The 19,083-nt window shown below is 70.8% G+C and carries 17 protein-coding genes; 5 read left to right on the top strand and 12 right to left on the bottom strand.

Translation table 11 applies throughout. The annotated features are described in order from the left end of the window. Positions 1-113: 113 nt before the first annotated feature. The 11 genes from JJ691_RS25910 to JJ691_RS25860 all read right to left on the bottom strand — a co-directional run bounded on the left by JJ691_RS25910 (position 114) and on the right by JJ691_RS25860 (position 12,970). On the bottom strand, positions 114-737 hold the full coding sequence (locus JJ691_RS25910) for a maleylpyruvate isomerase N-terminal domain-containing protein (RefSeq protein ID WP_211762249.1): 624 nt from the start codon (positions 735-737) through the stop codon (positions 114-116). Then, positions 734-1,510 (bottom strand): methylenetetrahydrofolate reductase, encoded by a 777-nt coding sequence (locus tag JJ691_RS25905; protein WP_211762248.1) that lies wholly within the window; start codon positions 1,508-1,510, stop codon positions 734-736. Before JJ691_RS25905 ends, JJ691_RS25910 begins: the two co-directional genes overlap by 4 nt. Positions 1,511-1,513: 3 nt before the next feature. Then, on the bottom strand, positions 1,514-3,217 hold the full coding sequence (locus JJ691_RS25900) for an SDR family oxidoreductase (RefSeq protein WP_211762247.1): 1,704 nt from the start codon (positions 3,215-3,217) through the stop codon (positions 1,514-1,516). Continuing rightward, positions 3,214-4,137, bottom strand: coding sequence for a PDR/VanB family oxidoreductase (locus JJ691_RS25895; RefSeq protein ID WP_211762246.1), 924 nt, complete (start codon positions 4,135-4,137; stop codon positions 3,214-3,216). The genes JJ691_RS25900 and JJ691_RS25895 overlap by 4 nt, the downstream gene beginning before the upstream one ends. Further along, positions 4,137-5,003, bottom strand: a complete 867-nt coding sequence (locus JJ691_RS25890; RefSeq protein ID WP_211762245.1) for a metal-dependent hydrolase — start codon at positions 5,001-5,003, stop codon at positions 4,137-4,139. Before JJ691_RS25890 ends, JJ691_RS25895 begins: the two co-directional genes overlap by 1 nt. A 152-nt stretch (positions 5,004-5,155) precedes the next feature. Further along, the gene (locus JJ691_RS25885; RefSeq protein ID WP_211762244.1) at positions 5,156-6,250 is read right to left on the bottom strand and encodes a S53 family peptidase; all 1,095 of its coding nucleotides are present in this window, start codon (positions 6,248-6,250) and stop codon (positions 5,156-5,158) included. Then, the gene (locus tag JJ691_RS25880; protein ID WP_211762243.1) at positions 6,247-8,004 is read right to left on the bottom strand and encodes a hypothetical protein; all 1,758 of its coding nucleotides are present in this window, start codon (positions 8,002-8,004) and stop codon (positions 6,247-6,249) included. The genes JJ691_RS25885 and JJ691_RS25880 overlap by 4 nt, the downstream gene beginning before the upstream one ends. 190 nt (positions 8,005-8,194) lie before the next feature. Further along, entirely contained in the window at positions 8,195-9,187 is a 993-nt protein-coding gene (locus tag JJ691_RS25875; RefSeq protein WP_211762242.1) for a TIGR03842 family LLM class F420-dependent oxidoreductase, read from the bottom strand. A gap of 11 nt (positions 9,188-9,198) precedes the next feature. Beyond that, positions 9,199-10,587: a dihydropyrimidinase gene (hydA, locus tag JJ691_RS25870; protein WP_211762241.1), complete on the bottom strand. Its 1,389-nt coding sequence runs from the start codon at positions 10,585-10,587 to the stop codon at positions 9,199-9,201. Further along, the gene (locus tag JJ691_RS25865) at positions 10,584-11,426 is read right to left on the bottom strand and encodes a nitrilase-related carbon-nitrogen hydrolase (RefSeq protein WP_211762240.1); all 843 of its coding nucleotides are present in this window, start codon (positions 11,424-11,426) and stop codon (positions 10,584-10,586) included. The genes hydA and JJ691_RS25865 overlap by 4 nt, the downstream gene beginning before the upstream one ends. Before the next feature lie 14 nt (positions 11,427-11,440). After that, positions 11,441-12,970: an NCS1 family nucleobase:cation symporter-1 gene (locus JJ691_RS25860; protein ID WP_211762239.1), complete on the bottom strand. Its 1,530-nt coding sequence runs from the start codon at positions 12,968-12,970 to the stop codon at positions 11,441-11,443. Positions 12,971-13,118: 148 nt separating this feature from the next. Here JJ691_RS25860 and JJ691_RS25855 point away from each other — a divergent pair, with 148 nt between their 5' ends. The 5 genes from JJ691_RS25855 (at position 13,119) to JJ691_RS25835 (ending at position 17,437) form a co-directional block, all read left to right on the top strand. Beyond that, on the top strand, positions 13,119-13,916 hold the full coding sequence (locus JJ691_RS25855) for an alpha/beta hydrolase (protein ID WP_211762238.1): 798 nt from the start codon (positions 13,119-13,121) through the stop codon (positions 13,914-13,916). A gap of 229 nt (positions 13,917-14,145) precedes the next feature. Beyond that, positions 14,146-14,547 carry a hypothetical protein gene (locus JJ691_RS25850; protein ID WP_211762237.1) on the top strand — a complete coding sequence of 134 codons (402 nt, stop codon included), beginning with the start codon at positions 14,146-14,148 and terminating at the stop codon, positions 14,545-14,547. Continuing rightward, positions 14,540-15,109, top strand: coding sequence for a hypothetical protein (locus tag JJ691_RS25845; RefSeq protein ID WP_211762236.1), 570 nt, complete (start codon positions 14,540-14,542; stop codon positions 15,107-15,109). The genes JJ691_RS25850 and JJ691_RS25845 overlap by 8 nt, the downstream gene beginning before the upstream one ends. Beyond that, entirely contained in the window at positions 15,102-16,268 is a 1,167-nt protein-coding gene (locus JJ691_RS25840) for an MAB_1171c family putative transporter (RefSeq protein ID WP_211762235.1), read from the top strand. The genes JJ691_RS25845 and JJ691_RS25840 overlap by 8 nt, the downstream gene beginning before the upstream one ends. A 101-nt stretch (positions 16,269-16,369) precedes the next feature. Continuing rightward, positions 16,370-17,437, top strand: a complete 1,068-nt coding sequence (locus tag JJ691_RS25835) for a HesA/MoeB/ThiF family protein (protein WP_211762234.1) — start codon at positions 16,370-16,372, stop codon at positions 17,435-17,437. Between the two features lie 28 nt (positions 17,438-17,465). Here the strand turns inward: JJ691_RS25835 and JJ691_RS25830 are convergent, their stop codons facing one another. Next, the gene (locus tag JJ691_RS25830) at positions 17,466-19,055 is read right to left on the bottom strand and encodes a PucR family transcriptional regulator (protein WP_211771711.1); all 1,590 of its coding nucleotides are present in this window, start codon (positions 19,053-19,055) and stop codon (positions 17,466-17,468) included. Between the last annotated feature and the right edge of the window lie 28 nt (positions 19,056-19,083).

The following is a 19,083-nucleotide window of genomic DNA, read 5'->3' as shown; positions in this document are numbered from 1 at the left end:
AGACCTGCAAACCCGTCGAATTCCGGTCGCTGACCGCCCCAAACCCGCCGAGGGGTTTGGGGCGGTCAGCGACGGCGCTGGAGGGGTTTGGGTGTCTTGGAGACGCACAAACTCTAGAAGGCGGTGGCCAAGTCGTCGGAGCGTTCGCGGCGGGAGAGGGCCCGTAGCACGGGAACGGTGCCGCGTTTGCGGACGGCGATGCGGGCCAGGGTGGTGACGGTGGCGTCCACGACCTCGTCGGAGAACGAGGGGGTGGGGACGCCGATGCTGACGGCCAGGTCGTCGGCGTGGATGACGAGCTCCAGGACCCGGGTCAGCAGGCACTGGTCGAGCGGCATCGTCCAGCGGTTCCACACGGTGACCAGCTGGTCGGACGGCATAGTCGTGAGCCGGTCGGCGATCTCGGTCACGGCGGCGTCGTAGCGAAGAGCGAGATCCACAGCGGCGGGGCCGGCGTTGCGCTCGCTGCGGTCGCGGATGCCACGGGCGTTGTCGGAGTCGAGGTCGACGTCGGCCTGCTGGGCGTAGAACCGCACGGCGTCGATGACGGGCTCGGCCGACAGCGGCGGCGAGTCGAGGAAGAAGCCGACGTTGGTGACCTGGCCGGCGAGGTGGCCGGCCAGGCCGGAGACGCGGAACTCGGCCAGGGCGCTGGGCTTGGACCAGGCGTCGGCGAGCGCGGGGGAGTGCAGCAGCGACGCCGCGGAGCGGGCGGCGGACAGGAACGTGGCGATCACTTGAGGGCCTGCTCCAGCCGGGCGGCGACCTCGCGGTAGCGGGCGACGGGCACCAGGTGCACGCCGTCGAACGCGCCGGACTCGCGGATCCTGAGCACCTGCTCGCAGGTGGTCTCGACCCCGGCCAGGCGGTCGCCGTCGAGGCGGTCGACCAGGTCGGCGGGGATGTCGATGTCGGGAATGGCGGCGGCCAGCCGGCGGGCGTGGGCGGCGCTGGCGATCACCATCACGCCGGCGTAGACGGGCATGTCGACCGGGTTGGCCTCCCGCCACCGCAGCAGGGCCTCCAAGGAGAAGCTGACCTGCACGAACATGAAGTCGGCGGCGTGCTTCCAGGCCGGCAGCGGCCGCAGCCCGGCGGCGGTGCCGACCCGGAACGGCTTGACCCCGGCGAACGCCTTGTCCTCGGACAGGGCCCGCACCTCGTCGATCATCGACCGCACGGTGAGCTGCCCGGTCCGGCTGCCGGCCGCCGGCTTGTCGCCGTACACGAACAGGAACTCGTCCACGCCGTAGGCGGCGGCGGTGAGCAGGTCCCGGCGGAAGCCCAACATGTTGCGGTCACGGGAGTTCAGGCAGGCGATGCTGCGCCCGCCCATCGCCTGCACCTCGTGGGCGACGGCCACGCTGGACACGGTGGCGCGCCCGATGTGGTTGTCGGGGATGAGGAAGCTGCTCGCGACCTTGGACAGCGTGCCGATCTGGTGCCGCACGTGCATCAGGTCGGGCTTGGTCGGCGGTTCGATCTCGCAGACGACCTGGAACTCAGTCATGGGTCAGAATCTAGCGGCAAGACCCCGCAGCACGGACGGGAACAGCCGGCTGGTCACCCTGGCGACCTTGGATTCGATCGTGACCGGCACGACCGCCCGCCGCTGCCGCACGGCCCGCACGATCTCGGCGGCGACCTTCTCCGGCGGGAAGTTGCGCCGCCGGTAGGCCCGCGTGCTGGCCTCCTGCCTGCGCGTCTGCTCGGCCGCGGACACGCCGGAGAACGTGGTGGTGCCGGCGATGTTGGTGTTGACGATGCCGGGGCAGATCGTGGACACGCCGACGCCGGCCGCGGCCAGCTCGGCCCGCAGGCAGTCGGACAGCATGAACACGGCCGCCTTGGAGGTCGAGTACACGCCCAGCAGCTTGGTCGGCAGATAGGCGGCGGCCGAGGCGACGTTGACGATGTGGCCGCCCTCGCCGCCGGCGATCATCAGCTCGCCGAACGACTTGCAGCCGTGGATCACGCCCCACAGGTTGACGTCCAACACCCGCTGCCACTCCTCGGTGGTGGCGTCCATCAGCGCCCCGGCGTGCCCGATGCCGGCGTTGTTCACCACCACGTCGGGAATGCCGTGGGCCGCCGCGACATCGGCGGCGAACTTGGCCACGGCGCCCTCGTCGGCCACGTTCACCTGGTAGGCGTGGGCCTTCACGCCGGCCAGGGCGGCAGTCTCGGCGGCGGTGTCGTGGTTGACGTCGCAGACCACGACTTCCGCGCCCTGCTTGGCGAAGGCCAGCGCGGTGGCCCGGCCGATGCCGCTGCCGCCGCCGGTGACCACCACGAGTTGGTCGGCGAACGGGGCCCGGTGCCGGCCCTCCTCGGCCCGGCGCAGCGAGCGGGTCGCCGGCTCGCCGTCCACGTGCCGGATGAACTCGGTGGCCATCCGGGCCACCACGTCCGGGTGGCTCTGCGCGACCCAGTGGCTGGCCGGGATGGTCCGCCGCCACAGCTTGGGCGCCCACTTCTGCAGGTTCTGCGTCAGCGGCGCGGTCACGTAGCGGTCCCGCTCGGGGTGGATGACCTGCACCGGAACGGTGGTGCGGCGCTCCCGGGGATTGCGCATCACCGGCCGGAAGTTGGCCTTGTACAACGACATCCCGTTGATGCCGTCCTTGGTGATGGTCGGCGCCGGGTGCCCGGGGCGGCGCGGCACGCCGTCGACCACGCTGAGCAGCCGGCCCCAGTTGCGGCCCAGCCAGAACCGCCACACCAGGGTCGGCAGCACCGGCAGGTGGAAGAAGCCGATGTACCAGGAGTGCAGCATCTGCCAGACGGTCTTGGGGCTGGGGCGGCGCGTCCAGTGCGCGATGTGGTCGAGGCACGGCCCGGAGATCGAGGTGTACGAGGCGATCCGATCGGCGTTGGCCGGCTCGGTGACGGCCTCCCAGGCCTGGATCGAGCCCCAGTCGTGGGCGAGCACGTGCACCGGGGCGTTCGGGCTGACCGCGTCGGCCACGGCCATCAGGTCGTTGGCCAGGTGCTCAAGCCGGTAACCATCCAAAGTGGACGGTTTGGTGGTCTTGCCCGAGCCGCGGGTGTCGTAGCTGACCACGTGGAAGTCCTCGGCCAGCCGGGCGGCCACGTCGCTCCACATCAGGTGCGTGTCGGGATAGCCGTGCACCAGCAGCACGGTCGGCTTCGACCGGTCGCCCTGCTCGTAGACGGCCAGCCGCACGCCGTCGGAGGTCACCGTGCTGCTCTTCATCGCTCCTCCAGCACCAAGCGCTCGCCGTCGGTGCGCTCGACGCACACCAGGATGTCATTGCCGTCGACCGTGCGCTGACGGCAGGTGCCGCAGAACCCCTGCTGGCACGAGTACGGCACACTGGGCCGGAAATCGCGCAGCACGGCCAGCGCCGAGCGGTCGGCCGGCACCGGCAGCACCGGCCCGTCGACGCCCAGCTGCACCTCGAACGGCTTGCCGTCGACGATCGGCGGCGGGCCGAAGCGCTCGTAGTGCAGGCGGGTCGCCGGGCAGTCCCGGAAGCCCCGCCGGACGGCGTCGAGCATGCCCGACGGGCCGCAGACGTAGACCGCGCCGCCCGCGGGCGCGTCGGCCAGCAGCTCGTCACGGCCGGGGTTGATGGTCACTTTCCCTTGCGGCAGCTCGTCAAGGAACGGCAGCGACCGTCCTTTATAGACGATCCGCCAGTCCAGGCCGAGCCGGTCGGCCGCGCGGACCATCGGCAGGATCGGCGTGATGCCGATGCCGCCGGCCACGAACAATGCCCTTCCCTGGGCCACGAAGGGAAAGGCGTTGCGCGGGCCGGCGACGGTCACCCGGTCGCCCGGGCGGAGGCCGTGCACCTCGGCCGAGCCGGGCCCGATCAGCCGGGCGGCGATCCGGTAGCTGTGCTCGCCCGGATCCCCGCACAGCGAGTACTGCCGCCGCAGGCCGGACGGCAGGTGCAGGTCGAGGTGCGCGCCGGGGTGCCAGGTCGGCAGGTCCGCGCCGGCCAGCCGCAGGCTGACCACGCCGTCGGCGACCACTTTCCGTTCGCTGACCACGAGGTTCAGCGGGCGTTCCAGCTTGTCGGTCCGCCCGCGGCTGCGCCCCCAGTACGGCAGCGACCGCGTGTAGACGTCGGTGAACCGGGCCAGGCCGCGGATGAACCGGTCCGGCATCAGTTCGCTGCCTGCGCGGCCGGGGACTGCGCCAGGTACGCCACCGCCTGCGCGGTGGAGCCCTCCTGGGTCGGGTAGTAGCTGGGCTTGAAGTAGCGGGACATCGACCGGGCGATCCGCCACGGGCCGGGGATCAGGCCCTTGCGGACCGCGCGCCCGTAGTCGCGCCAGCTCGGCTTGGTGCCCTTCGGCAGCTCGGGATCGTTGGCCAGCAGGAACTTCGCGCCCTTGATCCACATGATCCACAGCGTCGGGCCGGCGATCACCATGGCCCGGGACCGGCGCAGGTAGCGGGCGTCGAAGTACCGCATCACGTCGAAGGCGACGCAGCGGTGCTCCACCTCCTCGGCGCCGTGCCAGCGCAGCAGGTCGAGCATGGTGGGATCGGCCTTGGCCCGGTCCAGGCCGGGGGAGTTGAGGATCCAGTCGCCCAGGAACGCCGTCACGTGCTCGATGGCCGCGATCATGGCCAGCCGCTCGATCAGGTACTCCTGCCGGGCCCGGGCGGTCAGCGCCGGCCGGTCGCCCAGGATGCGCTGGAAGATCCAGGACACCTGCCGCACGAACGGGTCCGGGTCCAGGTCCTTGGCCGGCAGGTGGGCCAGCACGCCCTGGTGGGCCTCGGCGTGCACCGCCTCCTGGCCGATGAAGCCGCGCACGTCCTCGGCCAACCGGTCGTCGTCGATCAGCGGCAGGGCCTCCTGGAAGGTCCGGCAGAACCAGCGCTCGCCCTCGGGCAGCAGCAGGTGCAGGACGTTGAGCACGTGCGTGGCGAACGGCTCCCGCGGCACCCAGTGCATCGGCAACTGCGACCAGTCGAACCGCACGTCACGGGGTTGCAGCACCAGCTTGTCGGGTTCCGTCATCGCCGACCTCCCGGCTTACCTGTTACTTGAGGTAACAGTAAACCGCTGGCCGGACACCCGCAACCCCGGCGAGTCCCGCTCTCCGGCACACCGAACTGCAGGAAACGGATTCACGCATTTCGGTGTGACGCTGGGCGGGACTCGCGGGGGTGTCAGAAGGCGGCGAGGCCGTGGGGGGTGCCGTTGCCGGTGGGGCCGTCGTAGCCGCGGACGGCGGTGCACTGGTAGTCGCCGCCGCAGCTGGTGGCCCGGGCGTTGGTGCCGCCGACCACATCGTGCAGCTGGTTGGCGTGGCTGTACAGGTAGGACGCGTCGCTGAACCGTTCCGGGTGGCCGGCCAGGGCGATCACGCCGGCCAGGTACGGCGACGAGGCGCTGGTGCCGCCGACCACGATCCAGCCGCCGTCGTCATGGGTGTCGTAGACCGCCGGCCCGGTGCGCGGATCGGCGACGGCGGCCACGTCGGCGGTCATCCGGCCGGGGCAGTTGGCGTCGTGCTGCCACGCCGGTTTCGGCACGTAGGCCGAGCAGCCGCTGCCGGCGCCGGCCCACGCGCTCTCGGTCCAGCCCTTGGCGGTCCTGGTCAGGCTGGTGCCGCCGACGGCGATCACGCTCGGGAACACCGCCGGCGCGCTGGGAATGCCGTAGCCGTCGTCGCCGGAGGACGCCAGGACGGCCACGCCGGGATGGCGGTAGGCGGCCTGGAACTGGTCGATCCCGTTCTGCTCGGTGGCGCCGTAGCTGTTGGACACCTCGGTCGCACCGAGCCGGACGGCGGTGTCCACGGCGGCGGCGAGGTTGGCGAACGCCGGATCGTCGGCCTCGACCAGCAGGATGTGGCACGCGGGACAGGCCGCGGACACCATCTGGATGTCCAGCGCGATCTCCACCGCCCAGCCCTGGTCGTCCGGCGGTGGCCCGGCGTCGCCGCGCTGGTTCACCTTGCGGAAGCAGCCGTTGGCGGTCGTGCAGGCCGGCAGCCCGTAGGTCGAGCGGTACACGGCCAAGTCGGCCTCGGCGTTTTGGTCGTCGCCCGCGTCGACCACCGCGACGGTCTGTCCACTGCCGCCGGTGGACGGCAGACTGTACGCGGTCCGCAGATCCGCCGGCCCGTATCCGTCGTGCCCGGCCCGGACCTGGGCCAGGCAGCGGGCGTGCCCGGCCGGCGCGGTCGGGCAGGCGTCGACCGTGGTCACTGGAGCCGGAACCAGCGCGGCGATCAGGGCCGCCGCCACAACGATGTTCACGACTGGCTCCCGACGTAGGTGTAGGCGTTGGCGATGGTCTGGCTGATCGAGTTCCTGGCGGCGTCGGCGGCGCTCACCCGTAGCGAGATTCCCTTGGTGGACAGGGAGTTCCGCCACTTCGCGGTGTACTTCCCGTTGCTGCCGTTCAGGTCTGCCGGCTGCCAGGTCTGGCCGCCGTCGAAGGACACCGAGACCGCCGCCTTGGTGATGCGGCTGTGCGAGCCGACGCCGTAGTAGCTGAGGTGGCTGATGTCCAGGCGCATGGTCTGCGTAGCCGACGTGCTCGTGCCGGTCATGTCGGCCGCGAGGTCGTAGTGCACGGCCAGCGCCGGCAGGATGCGGCACGGCCCGGTGCCCGCGCACGTGCCGCCGGACGGCATGGTGGGGCCGGAACCGGTGACCTTCACGGTGATCTCGGTGTGGGTGGTCGTCGCGTGCACGACGTCGTCGCGACTGGTGTCCATCACCGCTTGCAGCGTGCCCTTGGTGGTTGGCAGTTTCGCCGTGGCCCCGATGTCGTCGGCGTCGGCGATCTTCTTGCCGTTCCAGGACACCGTGATGTGATCCATGGCCGAGTCGGACTGGCCGGTGTGCGTGGTCACGCTGTCGTTGAGCTCATTGAACTGGAGACCCAGCGTGCCGCCAGCGGTGCAGGCCCCGCAGTAGGCGAACGGATCCTGGTGGTTGCCGAAGCCCGGCGCGAGCGGGCCGTGACCCCAGGCGACCTGGTAGGACTGTTTCGCCGCATAGGTCACCGGCTCGCCGTCGTACTCAGCGCCGAGGTTCGGGGTCGCGACCGACTGGGCCCACTGGCCGCCGTCCGCGGTGCCCAGGTACTGGGTGAGCAGCCCGGGCATGGCCTGGCCCTCCTCGCTGCCGACCTCGGTCACCGCATAGCGGTTCAGCACCGGGTCGGCTGCCCCGTTGAGGAACGACCCGGTGTCGCTGGCCGGCCGGTCCAGGTCGAAGCGCTGGGTCACGGTGGCCAACTGCTCGGGGCGGACCGCGAACACGTTGTCGGCGGGAATCCCGTTGTCCGAAGGGAAAGCCACGTCGTACCGGTAGCCGTCGCCCCGGCCGTCCCACTGGTACACGTAGTGCAGGCCGCCGATGATCGCCTTTGGTGTCGGGCTGATGTACAGCGGCGGGTTCGGGCCGCCGAGCTGGGCCAGGGTGGCCAACGCGCCGGAGCCGTGCGCGTCGGTGCGGACCAGTTGCAGCAGCGAGGCGTCCTGCGTGGCCGGTTTCGGCGTGGTGGCACCGGTCAGTGAGGTCGCGGTCCGCTCGTCCACCGTCACCACGTTGACCGCTGGGGCCGGTGCGACCGTGAAGTCGTTGACCACGGCCACCCGGTCGGCGATCTCCTTGCCGCTGGCGTCGGTGTCGACGAAGCTGGCCAGGGCGAAGTAGTGGCCGGCCGGCACGGCGACCCGGCCGAGGCCGCCGGCCACCGGCACGTCGGCCTGCTCGTCGGTCACCACGTCGGTGTTGACCAGGTACACCGAGGTGTCGGCCGGCTGCCCGGCCAGGTCGACGGCGTCGATCTGCAGCGGGGTCAACGGGAAGTGCGGCGTCGCGGTGGTGGGCCGGCGCGTCGGCGTCAGGCGGGTGACCAGCGAGCCGTGGCGGTCCTGGTGGTCCGTCGCCGTGGTGCGATAGGTGAGCCGGTGCCCGGTGATCGTCGCCGCCGATGCCGGCGCGGTGAGACAGGCGGCCAGGGCCACCGCGGCGATCACCGCGGTCGATGCTCTCATCGGTCCTCACAATCGGTTGCCGTGCAAGGGAAATCACCGATTGCGAAGTATGCTCACCGAGCTCGCCGCGGGCATATCCGACGCCCGGGTGACAGCACCCCGGCAAAAACCGCGAGTCCCGCTCTCAGACAACCATGTGTCGAGTTCCGGAACTCGACATTCAGCTGCCCGAGAGCGGGACTCGCGGGGGTTAGACCGCCGGGATTACGCTGGTGCCGTAGGCGGCCAGGGTCTTCTCGCGGTCGTCGTGCATCAGGTACAGGGAGAACTGGTCCACGCCGAGCTCCCTGAGCTCCTGGAGCCGGTCGATGTGCGCCGACTCCGGCCCGACCAGGCAGAACCGGTCCACGATGTCGTCGGGCACGAAGTCGGTGGACGGGTTGCCGGCCTTGCCATGGTGGGCGTAGTCGTAGCCCTCCCGGCCCTTGATGTAGTCGGTCAGCGCCTTCGGCACGCCGCCGCCCTCGCCGTAGCGGGCGACCAGGTCGGCGACGTGGTTGCCGACCATGCCACCGAACCAGCGCAGCTGGTCCCGTTGGTGGGCCAGGTCCGAGCCGACATAGGCCGGCGCGGCGACGCAGATCGTCACGGCCGAGGGATCACGGCCGGCGGCGGCCGCCGCCTCCCGGACGGAGCCGATGGTCCAGCGGGCGATGTCCGGGTCGGCGGTCTGCAGGATGAAGCCGTCGGCCTGCTCACCGACCAGCTTCAGCGCCTTCGGCCCGTAGGCCGCCATCCACATCTCCAGCTTGCCGTCGCGCACCCACGGGATCCGCACCGGCACGCCGTGGTGCGCCACCTCGCGCCCCTCGGCCAGTTCCTTGATGACGTGCATGGCCTCGCCGAGGGTGGCCAGCGACGCCGGCTTCTGCCCGATCACCCGACGCGCGGAGTCGCCGCGGCCGATGCCGCACACGGTCCGGTTGCCGAACATGTCGTTCAGGGTGGCGAACAGCGACGCCGTCACCGACCAGTCCCGGGTGCTGGGGTTGGTCACCATCGGCCCGACCACCAGCTCCTTGGTGGCGGCCAGGATCTGGGAGTAGATGACGAACGGCTCCTGCCACAGCACGACCGAGTCGAACGTCCAGCCGTAGCGGAAACCGTTGTCCTCCGCGGCTTTCATCATCTCCACCACGGCGCTTGCCGGCGGATCGGTTTGGAGCACAACGCCGAAGTCCATTGCTGGGCCTCTCAGTTCAGATACTGGTTCAGTTCGCGGGACAGGAACTTGCCGTGGCCCTTGGCTCCGTGCCACCCGTCGCCGTCGACCACGACCCGGCCCCGCGACAGCACGGTGTCGACCCGGCCGGTGATCTCCAGGCCCTCGTAGGCCGAGTAGTCCACGGCCATGTGGTGCGTGCTGGCGCTCAGCGTCTGGCGGGCGTTCGGGTCGTACACCACGATGTCGGCGTCCGAGCCCGGCGCGATGACACCCTTGCGGGGGTAGAGCCCGAACATCCGGGCCGGCGTGGTCGAGGTGACCTCCACCCAGCGCTGCAACGTCAGCTCGCCGCCGACCACGCCCTGGTAGATCAGGTCCATCCGGTGCTCGACGCCGGGCATCCCGTTGGGAATCTTGGAGAAGTCGCCGCGACCCAGCTCCTTCTGCTCCACGAAGCAGAACGGGCAGTGGTCGGTGGACACCACGGACAGGTCGTTGGTGCGCAGGCCCTGCCACAGCGCGCCCTGGTGCGACTTCTCCCGCAGCGGCGGGGAAGCCACGAACTTGGCGCCCTCGAAGTCCGGCTTGGCCAGGTCCTCGATGGACAGGAACAGGTACTGCGGGCAGGTCTCGGCGAACACGTTCTGGCCGGTGTTCCGGGCCTCGGCAACGGCTTCCAGCGCCTGCGCCGCCGACAGGTGCACGATGTACAGCGGTGCGCCGGTGACCTTGGCCAGCTGGATGGCCCGGTGGGTGGCCTCGCCCTCCAGCTCCGGCGGCCGGGTGAGGCCGTGCTGCACGGGATCGGTCCGCCCGGCGGCCAGTGCCTGGGCCACCAGCTGGTCGATCGCGATGCCGTTCTCGGCGTGCATCATGATCGTGCCGCCGTTGGCCCGGGCCCGCTGCATGGCCAGCAGGATCTCGCCGTCGGTGGAGTAGAACACGCCGGGGTAGGCCATGAACATCTTGAACGTGTTCACGCCGGCGTCGACGCAGGCGTCCATCTCCTTGAGCGTGCCGTCGTTGACGTCCGACACGATCATGTGGAAGCCGTAGTCGACGGCGCAGTTGCCATCGGCCTTCTCGTGCCATCGGTCCAATGTGGACAGCAGGGAGGATCCCTTGGGCTGCACGGCGAAGTCCACGATGGTGGTGGTGCCGCCCCAGGCCGCCGCCGTGGTGCCGGTCTCGAACGTGTCGGCCGACTGGGTGCCGCCGAACGGCATCTCCATGTGCGTGTGCCCGTCGATGCCGCCGGGCAGCACGTACTTGCCGGTGGCGTCGATCACCGTGTCGGCGGTGCCGGGCCAGGAGTCCGGCGCCACCACGGCGGTGATCCGCTCGCCGTCGACGACCACGTCCGCGGCCACCGAGCCGGTCGAGCTGAGCACGGTACCGCCCTTGATCAGCGTGCTCACGGCTTCACCAGCGACTCGTAGCTGTCGGGGCGGCGGTCGCGGTAGAACGCCCACAGGTCGCGGACCTCGGCCAGCAGGCCCATGTCCAGGTCCCGGACGACGATCTCCTCCTCGGTGTCCGACGCCGCCTCGCCGACCAGCTGCCCGCGCGGGTCGGCGAAGTAGGTCTGGCCGTAGAAGTCGTTGTCGCCCAGCGGTTCCACACCGACCCGGTTGATGGTGCCGACGAAGTACTCGTTGGCCACCGCGGCCGCCGGCTGCTCCAGCCGCCACAGGTACTCGGACAGGCCGCGGCTGGTGGCCGACGGGTTGAACACGATCTTGGCGCCGGCCAGGCCCAGCGCCCGCCAGCCCTCCGGGAAGTGCCGCTCATAGCAGATGTAGACGCCGATCCGGCCGACCGCGGTGTCGAACACCGGGTAACCCAGGTTGCCGGGCCGGAAGTAGAACTTCTCCCAGAAGCCCTTCACCTGCGGGATGTGGTTCTTGCGGTGCTTGCCCAGGTACCTGCCGTCGGCGTCGATGACCGCCGCGGTGTTGTAGTAGACGCCGGGCTGCTCCTCCTCGTACATCGGCGCGACCAGCACCACCCCGTGCTGCTTGGCCACCTCGCACAGCAGCTGCGTGGTCGGCCCGTCCGGGATCTGCTCGGTGTAGGAGTAGTAGTCCGCGTCCTGCACCTGGCAGAAGTAGGGGCCGTAGAACAACTCCTGGAGGCAGACGACCTGCGCGCCCTGCGAGGCGGCTGTCCCGATGGCGGCCACCGCGTTCGCGATCATCGATTCCTTGTCCCCGGTCCAGCGCTGCTGGACCAGGCCGGCTCGGACGATCTGTGCCACGAGTGCGTCTCCTTCTAGTTCGTCGCTACGGTGACTGCCGGCGTCGCCGATGTCCTCGGCGCCAGCGCGAGGTACAGCAGGAAGGCCGCGATCAGGCCGGCCACCCAGCTGTAGTCGTAGAGGGGCTTGAGCAACGGGATCAGGCCTTCGGCCGGGAACGGGCCGGTGCCGGGCGCGGAGTACGCGCCGCCGACCGCGATCACCGCGCCGACCACCGTGGCCACCAGCGCCCGCCAGTTCCAACCACCGGTGTACCAGTACTTCCCGTTCTCCAGATAGAGATCCGGCAGGGCCAGCCGGGTGCGGTTGACCACCCAGTAGCCGGCGATCAGCACGCCGGCCACCGAGGCCAGCACGCCGCCGTAGAAGCCGAGCCAGGTGAAGATGTAGATGTGCGGGTCGGAGATCAGCCGCCACGGCTGGATCAGCACGCCCAGCACGCCGGTGATCAGGCCGCCGGTGGCGAAGGTGACGCGCTTGGGGGCGGCGTTGCTGAAGTCGTAGGACGGGGACACCACGTTGGCCGCCAGGTTGGCCGAGATGGTGGCCAGCACCAGGGCGACCAGCGCGACCACCACCAGCGCCGGGCTGTCGAAGCGGGCGGCCAGCTGCGCCGGGTCCCAGATCGCCTCGCCGTACAGGGAGACCGCGCCGGAGGTGGTCAGGATGGCCACGATGGCGATGAACGACATGGTGGTCGGCAGGCCCAGGATCTGGCCCCAGAACTGCTTGCGCTGGCTGCCGCCGAACCGGGTGAAGTCCGGCATGTTCAGCGACAGCGTGGACCAGAACGCGATCATCGCCATCAGCGAGGGCGCGAACACCGCCCAGAAACCCTGGCCCCAGCCCAGCTTGGACGGCTCGGACAGGATCGGGCCGAAGCCGCCGGCCTTGACCAGCACGTAGACCAGCAGGATCAGGAAGCCCACCGACACCAGCGGCGCGGTCCAGTTCTCGAAGCGGCGGATGGCGTCCATGCCGCGCCAGATGATCAGCATCTGCGCCACCCAGAACAGCGCGAAGGACAGCCACAGCGTCCACGGCTGCCCGCCCACCGCCCCGGCGTTGGTCCAGCCGCCGCCGACCAGCTTGCCGACGATCACGTACAGCGCCTCGCCGCCGACCCAGGTCTGGATGCCGAACCAGCCGCAGGCGATGAAGGCCCGCAGCAGCGCCGGCAGGTTGGCCCCGCGCACGCCGTAGAAGCTGCGGGCGAACACCGGGAACGGGATGCCGTACTTGGTGCCGGCGTGGCTGTTGAGCAGCATCGGCACCAGCACGATCAGGTTGCCCAGGGTGATGGTCAGGAAGGCCTGCACCCAGTCCATGCCCAGCGCGATCAGCGAGGCGGCCAGGGTGTAGCTGGGGATGTTGTGGGCCATGCCCATCCACAGCGCGAAGAAGTTGTACGTCGTCCAGGTCCGCTTCTCCAGCGGCACCGGGGCCAGCTCCGGGTTGTAGAACCGGCTGTCAGCGATCGCCGCGTCGTCGGCCAGTTCGACGCGACCGTCCGTGGGGGTGACTGGGACCGGGGAGTGGGCCATGGCTGCTCCTGACGTCACCTGGGCGAGAGTTCAGTATCGTGGGTGGCCGCTGCGGGAAAGGGCAGTGTCACACTGTCCATGGTTGCCGGCCACCGCGCACACTGTGTTCAGTTCGGAACCGGACCGCCCCTTCGGGCGTCTCCTGATCGTGATTTCTCGGCGTGCGCTGCTGGTCGGCGGCGGGGTGGGGACGGCGGGTCTGGCGGTCGGGGCCGTGGTCGAACGGACCCGGCTGCGGCGGATTCTCGGGTGGACCGGGCCCGACGGGGTCGTGCCGTCGGTGCCGCCGGACCCCGTTTCGGTGACGCGGCGGCAGTCCTCGGCCCGAGGATGTTCCGTCGACGTCGTGACGATGAACGGCACCGCCGGGTTTCCGGTGTGTGTCGTGCTGCATGGCCGGGGCAACACCGCCCGCGGCATGATCACCCTGGGGCTGCCCCAGTTCCTTGCCGCCGCCAAGGCCAGGTTCACGATGGTGGCGGTTGACGGCGGCGACTCCTATTGGGTACCGCGCACGCCCTCCGATGATCCCCAGCGGATGTTGCGCGAGGAACTGCCCGGCTGGCTGCGGGACCTCGGGCTCGGTGAGGCGCGAGCCGTGCTCGGCATTTCCATGGGCGGCTTCGGCGGTCTCGTGTACGCCCGCGCCGCCGGCCTGCCCGCCGCCGTGCTCAGCCCGGCCCTGTTCCGGTCCTGGGACGACGCCGCCACGGTCGGCGCCTTCGCCTCCGAGGCCCAGTGGTCCTCGTACGAGCCGCTGCGGCATTCGCCGCCGTCGCGTCTCGGCGTGTGGTGCGGGGAGGAGGACCCGTTCTGCGACGCCGCTCGGGAACTGGCCCCCCACGCCGAGGTGGCGGCCTTCGACCACGGCGAGCACACCGACGGCTACTGGCGCCGGGTGCTGCCGGACGCGATCGGCTACCTGGGCAAGGTGCTCGCGTATTAGGGGATTCGGGCAGGACGCGCCCCCTGGCCGCGTCCTGCCGTCGGTCACGTGGGGCCCGCCGCGAAGTGAACACCCCTCGGGTTCACGGCTGTTCATTCGGGTGAACGCCCCAGCCAGCCTCGCACCCGGTGATGCCGGTGTCAACCACTCTCCGTTTCTTGACATGCGCGTTCCGTGTTCAATAGCGTGGTTGCGGTTTCCTTGGGGGAGCGGCTGGGGGATTGGGCGGATGGCCGAGTCGATCGCGGACAAGATCAACGCGCTGATCGAGGAGCGCTGGCGCGAGCGGCCCAAGCCGCCCGGCAACGCGGCGATCGCCCGCGAGATCCGGCGCGAGACCGGGTTGCCCATCTCCACCGGCTACCTGTGGATGCTGCGCACCGGCCAACGGGGCAACCCGACCGGGGACCGGCTGCGGGCGCTGGCCACGTTCTTCGGCCGCCCGCCGGCCTACTTCTTCGACCACGAGGTCACCAGCGCGGACATGGAGCTGGCGGTCTGCCTGCGGCAGCAGGGCGTGCGGAGGATCGCGCTGCGCGCCGACGGGCTGTCCGAACGCAGCCAGCGAGCCATTCTGGAGCTGGTGGAACGGGCCCGACAGCTGGAGCAGCTCGACGAAGCCGATGACTGATGCCGCCGCGCGGGCCCCGTACCGCCGTTGCCCGCCGCTGCCGACCGAAGAGGCGGAGACCGTGAGAAGACAGCGCCGGCTGCGCGCGATCGCCGACCAGTACGCGACCATCGAGCGGTTCTCCGTCGACGCGCTGTGCCGGGTGATCTCCACCCAGCGCGGCCGGCCGCTGCACGTGCACCCGCTGGACCTGCCGACGTCATCCGGATTGAACGCCTGTGGCATGTGGATCGCCACCGACGTCGCCGACCACGTCTTCGTGGAGCACCGGACCAGCCGCTTCCACCAGGAGCACATCATCCTGCACGAGATCGGTCACATGCTGTGCGATCACGTGACCGAGGACCTGCCGGCCGGGCTGACCGAGGCGTTGCGCGCCGGTGAGGTCGACCCGGGGCTGGCGCGACAGGTGCTGGCCCGGACCAGTTACACCACCGGGCAGGAGCAGGACGCGGAGCTGGTGGCCAGCCTGATCCTGGAACGGGTGGCCCGGCGGCATGCCCGCGCGCTGGGCGACGCCGACGGCCGGATCGGCGCGATCCTGGGGATCAACGGTGACTGACCTCATCCAGACGGTCCTGCTCTACCTGTGCTGGATCGTCGTGGTGGTGCGGGTTTCGGCGCTGCGCTCCCGCAGCCAGCGGCCGCTGTGGTTCGCACTGCTGCTGCTCGCGCTGGGCATCACTATGCTGCAGAAGGACACCAACGCCGCCATCGCCCGCGTCACGGGCGATCCGAACGTGCAGTACCTGATCTCCAGCCTGGCGGCCGTCGGCGTCGCCGCCACGCTGCTGACCTTTGCCGCGCGGGCGGCCGACGTGCGGATCTCGCCGCTGCTGCGCTGGATGTCGTGCGGCCTGACCGTGTTGGTGATGGTCACCTCGTTCGCCATCTTCACCTCCGACGGCGAGACCGCCCGGCCGCGCTTCTTCCCGGTGCCCGGCACGTTATCCGTGCTGGACGTCTACTGGGTCGTTTACCTTCTCTACCAAGGAGTTGTGACCGCGGCGACGCTCGTGTTGCTGCTGCGGGCGTTCGGGCGGGTCCGGTCCTGGCTGGTGCGGACCCCGGTGCTGCTGCTGGTCATCGGCTCCGTCGGCTTCCTGGTGTTCATCGGCAGCCGGTTCGTCGCGGTGTTCGGCGGCGTCGAGTCCGCCGTCGCCTTCGGCACCTACGTCTCCTCCCCGCACACCATCGGCGTCTCGCTGGGCTGCTCCATCGCCGCCTTCGTGCCGTTCTTCCTCGGCCTGTCGGCCTGGCGCGGCGGGAACGCCCTGTACCCGCTGTGGAAGTCGCTGGTGACGGCGCTGCCGCACATCGCCCTCTACCCGCCGCGGTCCCGCCTCGTGGACGCCCTGCTGCCGCAGAACAGCCAGCTCCGGCTGCACCGCCGGCTGGTCGAGATCCGCGACGGCATGCTGGTCATGAACGACTGGGCCCAGCCGTCGGACCTGGCCGCCATCGAGGTTCTCGTCTCCGACGCGCCGCCCGAGCTGATGGCCCCGATGACCACCGCCTGCTGGCTCAAGGTGGCCATCGCCGTGCACGACGCCGGCCTGCCGATGGCCACCGACCCGCTCGACCTGGTCCGCCAGGGCGGCACCGACGTCGAGTCGGAACTCCACTGGCAGCGCGCCGTCGCCGCCGTGTGGACCGATGCCCGCACCGAGGGCTTCGCCGCCACCGTCAGTGAGTCAAGGCTGGCGGCGCATCGCACGTAGGAACCGGGAAAGGTTCCCGGGGTCACTGGGTGTGGGCTCCCTGTCCACCGGGAAGTGCCGTGACGCAAGATCAAGATCACGGTGCAGAAGGTGGATTGTCGATGGCTGTGGTGCCGCGCTTGAAGTCCGTCCTGGTGGTGGCCGAGGCGGGCAGTGTCGTGATCCACCGCCGTGCGCTGGACCGGGTCCGCCTCGACGACGCGGATGGCCGCGTGGCGGTGTTGCTGCGGCTGTTGCGCGAGGGCGGCCGGACCGGGCCGCAGCTGGCGCAGGCCATGGCGGCCAAGGGGTTCACCATGTCCACAAAGGACATCGTGACGACGTTGGTCCGGCTGGACGGCTGGCAGCTGCTGGAGCGGGCCGGCGACGACGAGACTCTGCCGCCTCAGGTCGTCCGGCGACACCAGAGCAACCTGCGCAGCTACGACGTCACGGCCAGCCTCGACGTGAGCAGCGCCGACCAGCACCGAAAGGTCGCGGCGGCAAGAGTGTTGCTGCTCGGTGCCGGAGGGGTGGGATCGGGCGTGCTGCAATCCCTGGTGGGGCTGGGCGTCGGGCACGTGACCATCGTCGACTTCGACGTGCTGGAGCCGAAGGACCTGGCCCGGCAGTTCACCGCCGGCCGTGCCGCCGTCGGCGAGCGCAAGGTGGACGCGGCCAAGACCTGGGCCGACGCCCACTCCCGCGACACAGTCGTCGAACCGGTGCGCGGCCGGGTGGCCAGCGTCGCCGACGTCCACGAACTGGCCTTGGGACACAACCTGGTGGTGTGTGCCATCGACCGCCCCGACGTCCAGCTCGTGGTCAACGAGGCCTGTTACGGACTCGGAATCCCTTACGTCGCTGGCGGATTGGCCTATTCGACGCTGTACTACTGGTCCGTGCAGCCAGGCCGATCACCCTGCCGGCGCTGCCTCCAACTCCATCGCGGCGAGGAGGACGCGCTGTTCGGCTGCGACACCGTCAACCGTGCCACCGGGCCCGCGGCCCAGCTGCTGGCCGGCTTCGTGACCCTGGAGGCGATGCGCTACCTCCGGGGCGCCGAGCCTCCGGTCGCCATGGCCTGCTGTCACTTCGTCGAGCTGGCCGACGGCATGACCGCGCAACGCCATACGTGGCAACGACATCCGGAATGCGAGCTGTGCGGCCCTCGGAGACCCCTTCGGTGAGTGTGCGGGGCCGCCGTCACCGCGCCGCTCAGCCGGGGAGATCCATCGCCAGCAGGGCAACATAGAGCGACAGCATGGACTCCGGATCCTCAAGGGAGACACCGAGAACGCTCTCGATCCGGGCCAGCTGCTGGTAGTAGGCGGTCCGCGACATATGGGCGGCGGCCGCTGCGGCGGATTTGTTGCCGCCGTGCTCGCAGAACACGCGTAGCAGCTCGATGAGCCGGCTGCCCTGGGCGGCGTCGCGGGCGAGCAGTGGGCCGAGCTCACGTTCGGCGAAGGCCGACAGTCGCTCGTCCTCGCGGAGCAGGTGCAGCAGGCCACGCAGGCGCACGTCGTCGAGTCGGTGGTAGCCGCGTGAGCCGGGGGAGCGCAGCGCGGCGTTGGCCACGTGGGCGGCTTCGATCATGCTGCGCCGGCCGTCGGTGATGGTGCGCACGGTGGTGCCGACGCCGACCACCACCGGGATCGCCGTGGGTGAACTCCTTATCTGGGAAGCCAGCCGGCGCAGCGAGGAGTCCACATTGGACTGTGACGGCAGCGAGAGCAGGGCCCGCACCGAGATGTCGTCGACGCCGCCGACCAAGGCCGGGATCTTGGTGCGTCGGGCGGCCGACGCGGTGGCCTCGGCCAGGTCCCGCAGCGCCTCCTGGGTCGCCGCCGGGGCGGTCTCCGGCCGGATGGCCATGCCGACGAGTTGCCGCCCCTCCAACGGAACCCCGAGCGCGCCGGCCCGGGTGGCCAGGTCGACCGGCGGCGCGCCGGTGGCCAGCAGCTCGGTCAGCAGCGTGCGGTGGGTGTGCCGCTCCAGGCTCTCCCGGTCGCGGGCCAGCAGCCGGTTCACCGCCAGCGCCGAGGCTGCCCGCTCGGCCACCACGACCAGCCGGTGCGCCGGCACGTCCGGGCTGACCAGCACCAGCCGGCCCCAGTCGTTGCCCCGCGCGCCGACGATCGTCACCAGCCAGCCGGCCTCCGGGTGGTAGGCGGTGCGCTCGGCGACGTTGACCGCGCGCGACCGCTCGGCCCAGCTCGCCAGCAGCTCCGACACCTCGCCACCGGCCGTGTCGTACGCCAGCACGTCGTGCCCGAGCGTCTCCAGCACCACCGGGGCGCCGGTCATCCGGGCCACCTCGCGCAGCACCTCCGACGGCTCCGCCCCGGACACGGTCAGCGCCGTGAACGTCTCGTGCACCTGCTCGGCCGCCCGCAGCTCGGCCAGCTGGGCGTCCACGATCATCGCCACCACCGCCTCCGTGATGGCCACGAACCGGACCTCCTCGGCCAGCGTGATCACCGGCAGCGAGTGCCGCTCGGCCGCGGCCAGCAGCGGCGCCGGCAACGCGTCGGTCCAGCGCCGGACCAGCTCGAACACCACGCCACTGGCCCCGGCCGCGGCCAGGCCGTCGATGTAGGCGGTCAGCTCGGCCGGGTCGTCGCCGAGCGCGATGCCGGTGGTCAGCACCAGCTCCCCGCCCCGCAGCAGCGGCCCGATGTCGGCCACCTCGGCCACGTGCACCCAGCGCACCCGGCGGTCCAGCCCGGCCGAGCCGGCGGCCAGCCGGGGCCGGCCCCGGCGGATCAGCGGCATGGTCAGCACGTCCGAGACGGACGGGAACACCGAGCTCTTGGCCAGCTTGGACACAGTG

The sequence above is a fragment of the Kutzneria sp. CA-103260 genome (assembly GCF_018263855.1).
Lineage (GTDB): Bacteria > Actinomycetota > Actinomycetes > Mycobacteriales > Pseudonocardiaceae > Kutzneria.
The sequence above is the reverse complement of the archived record's forward strand: the minus strand, read 5'-3'. Positions and strand labels throughout refer to the sequence as shown.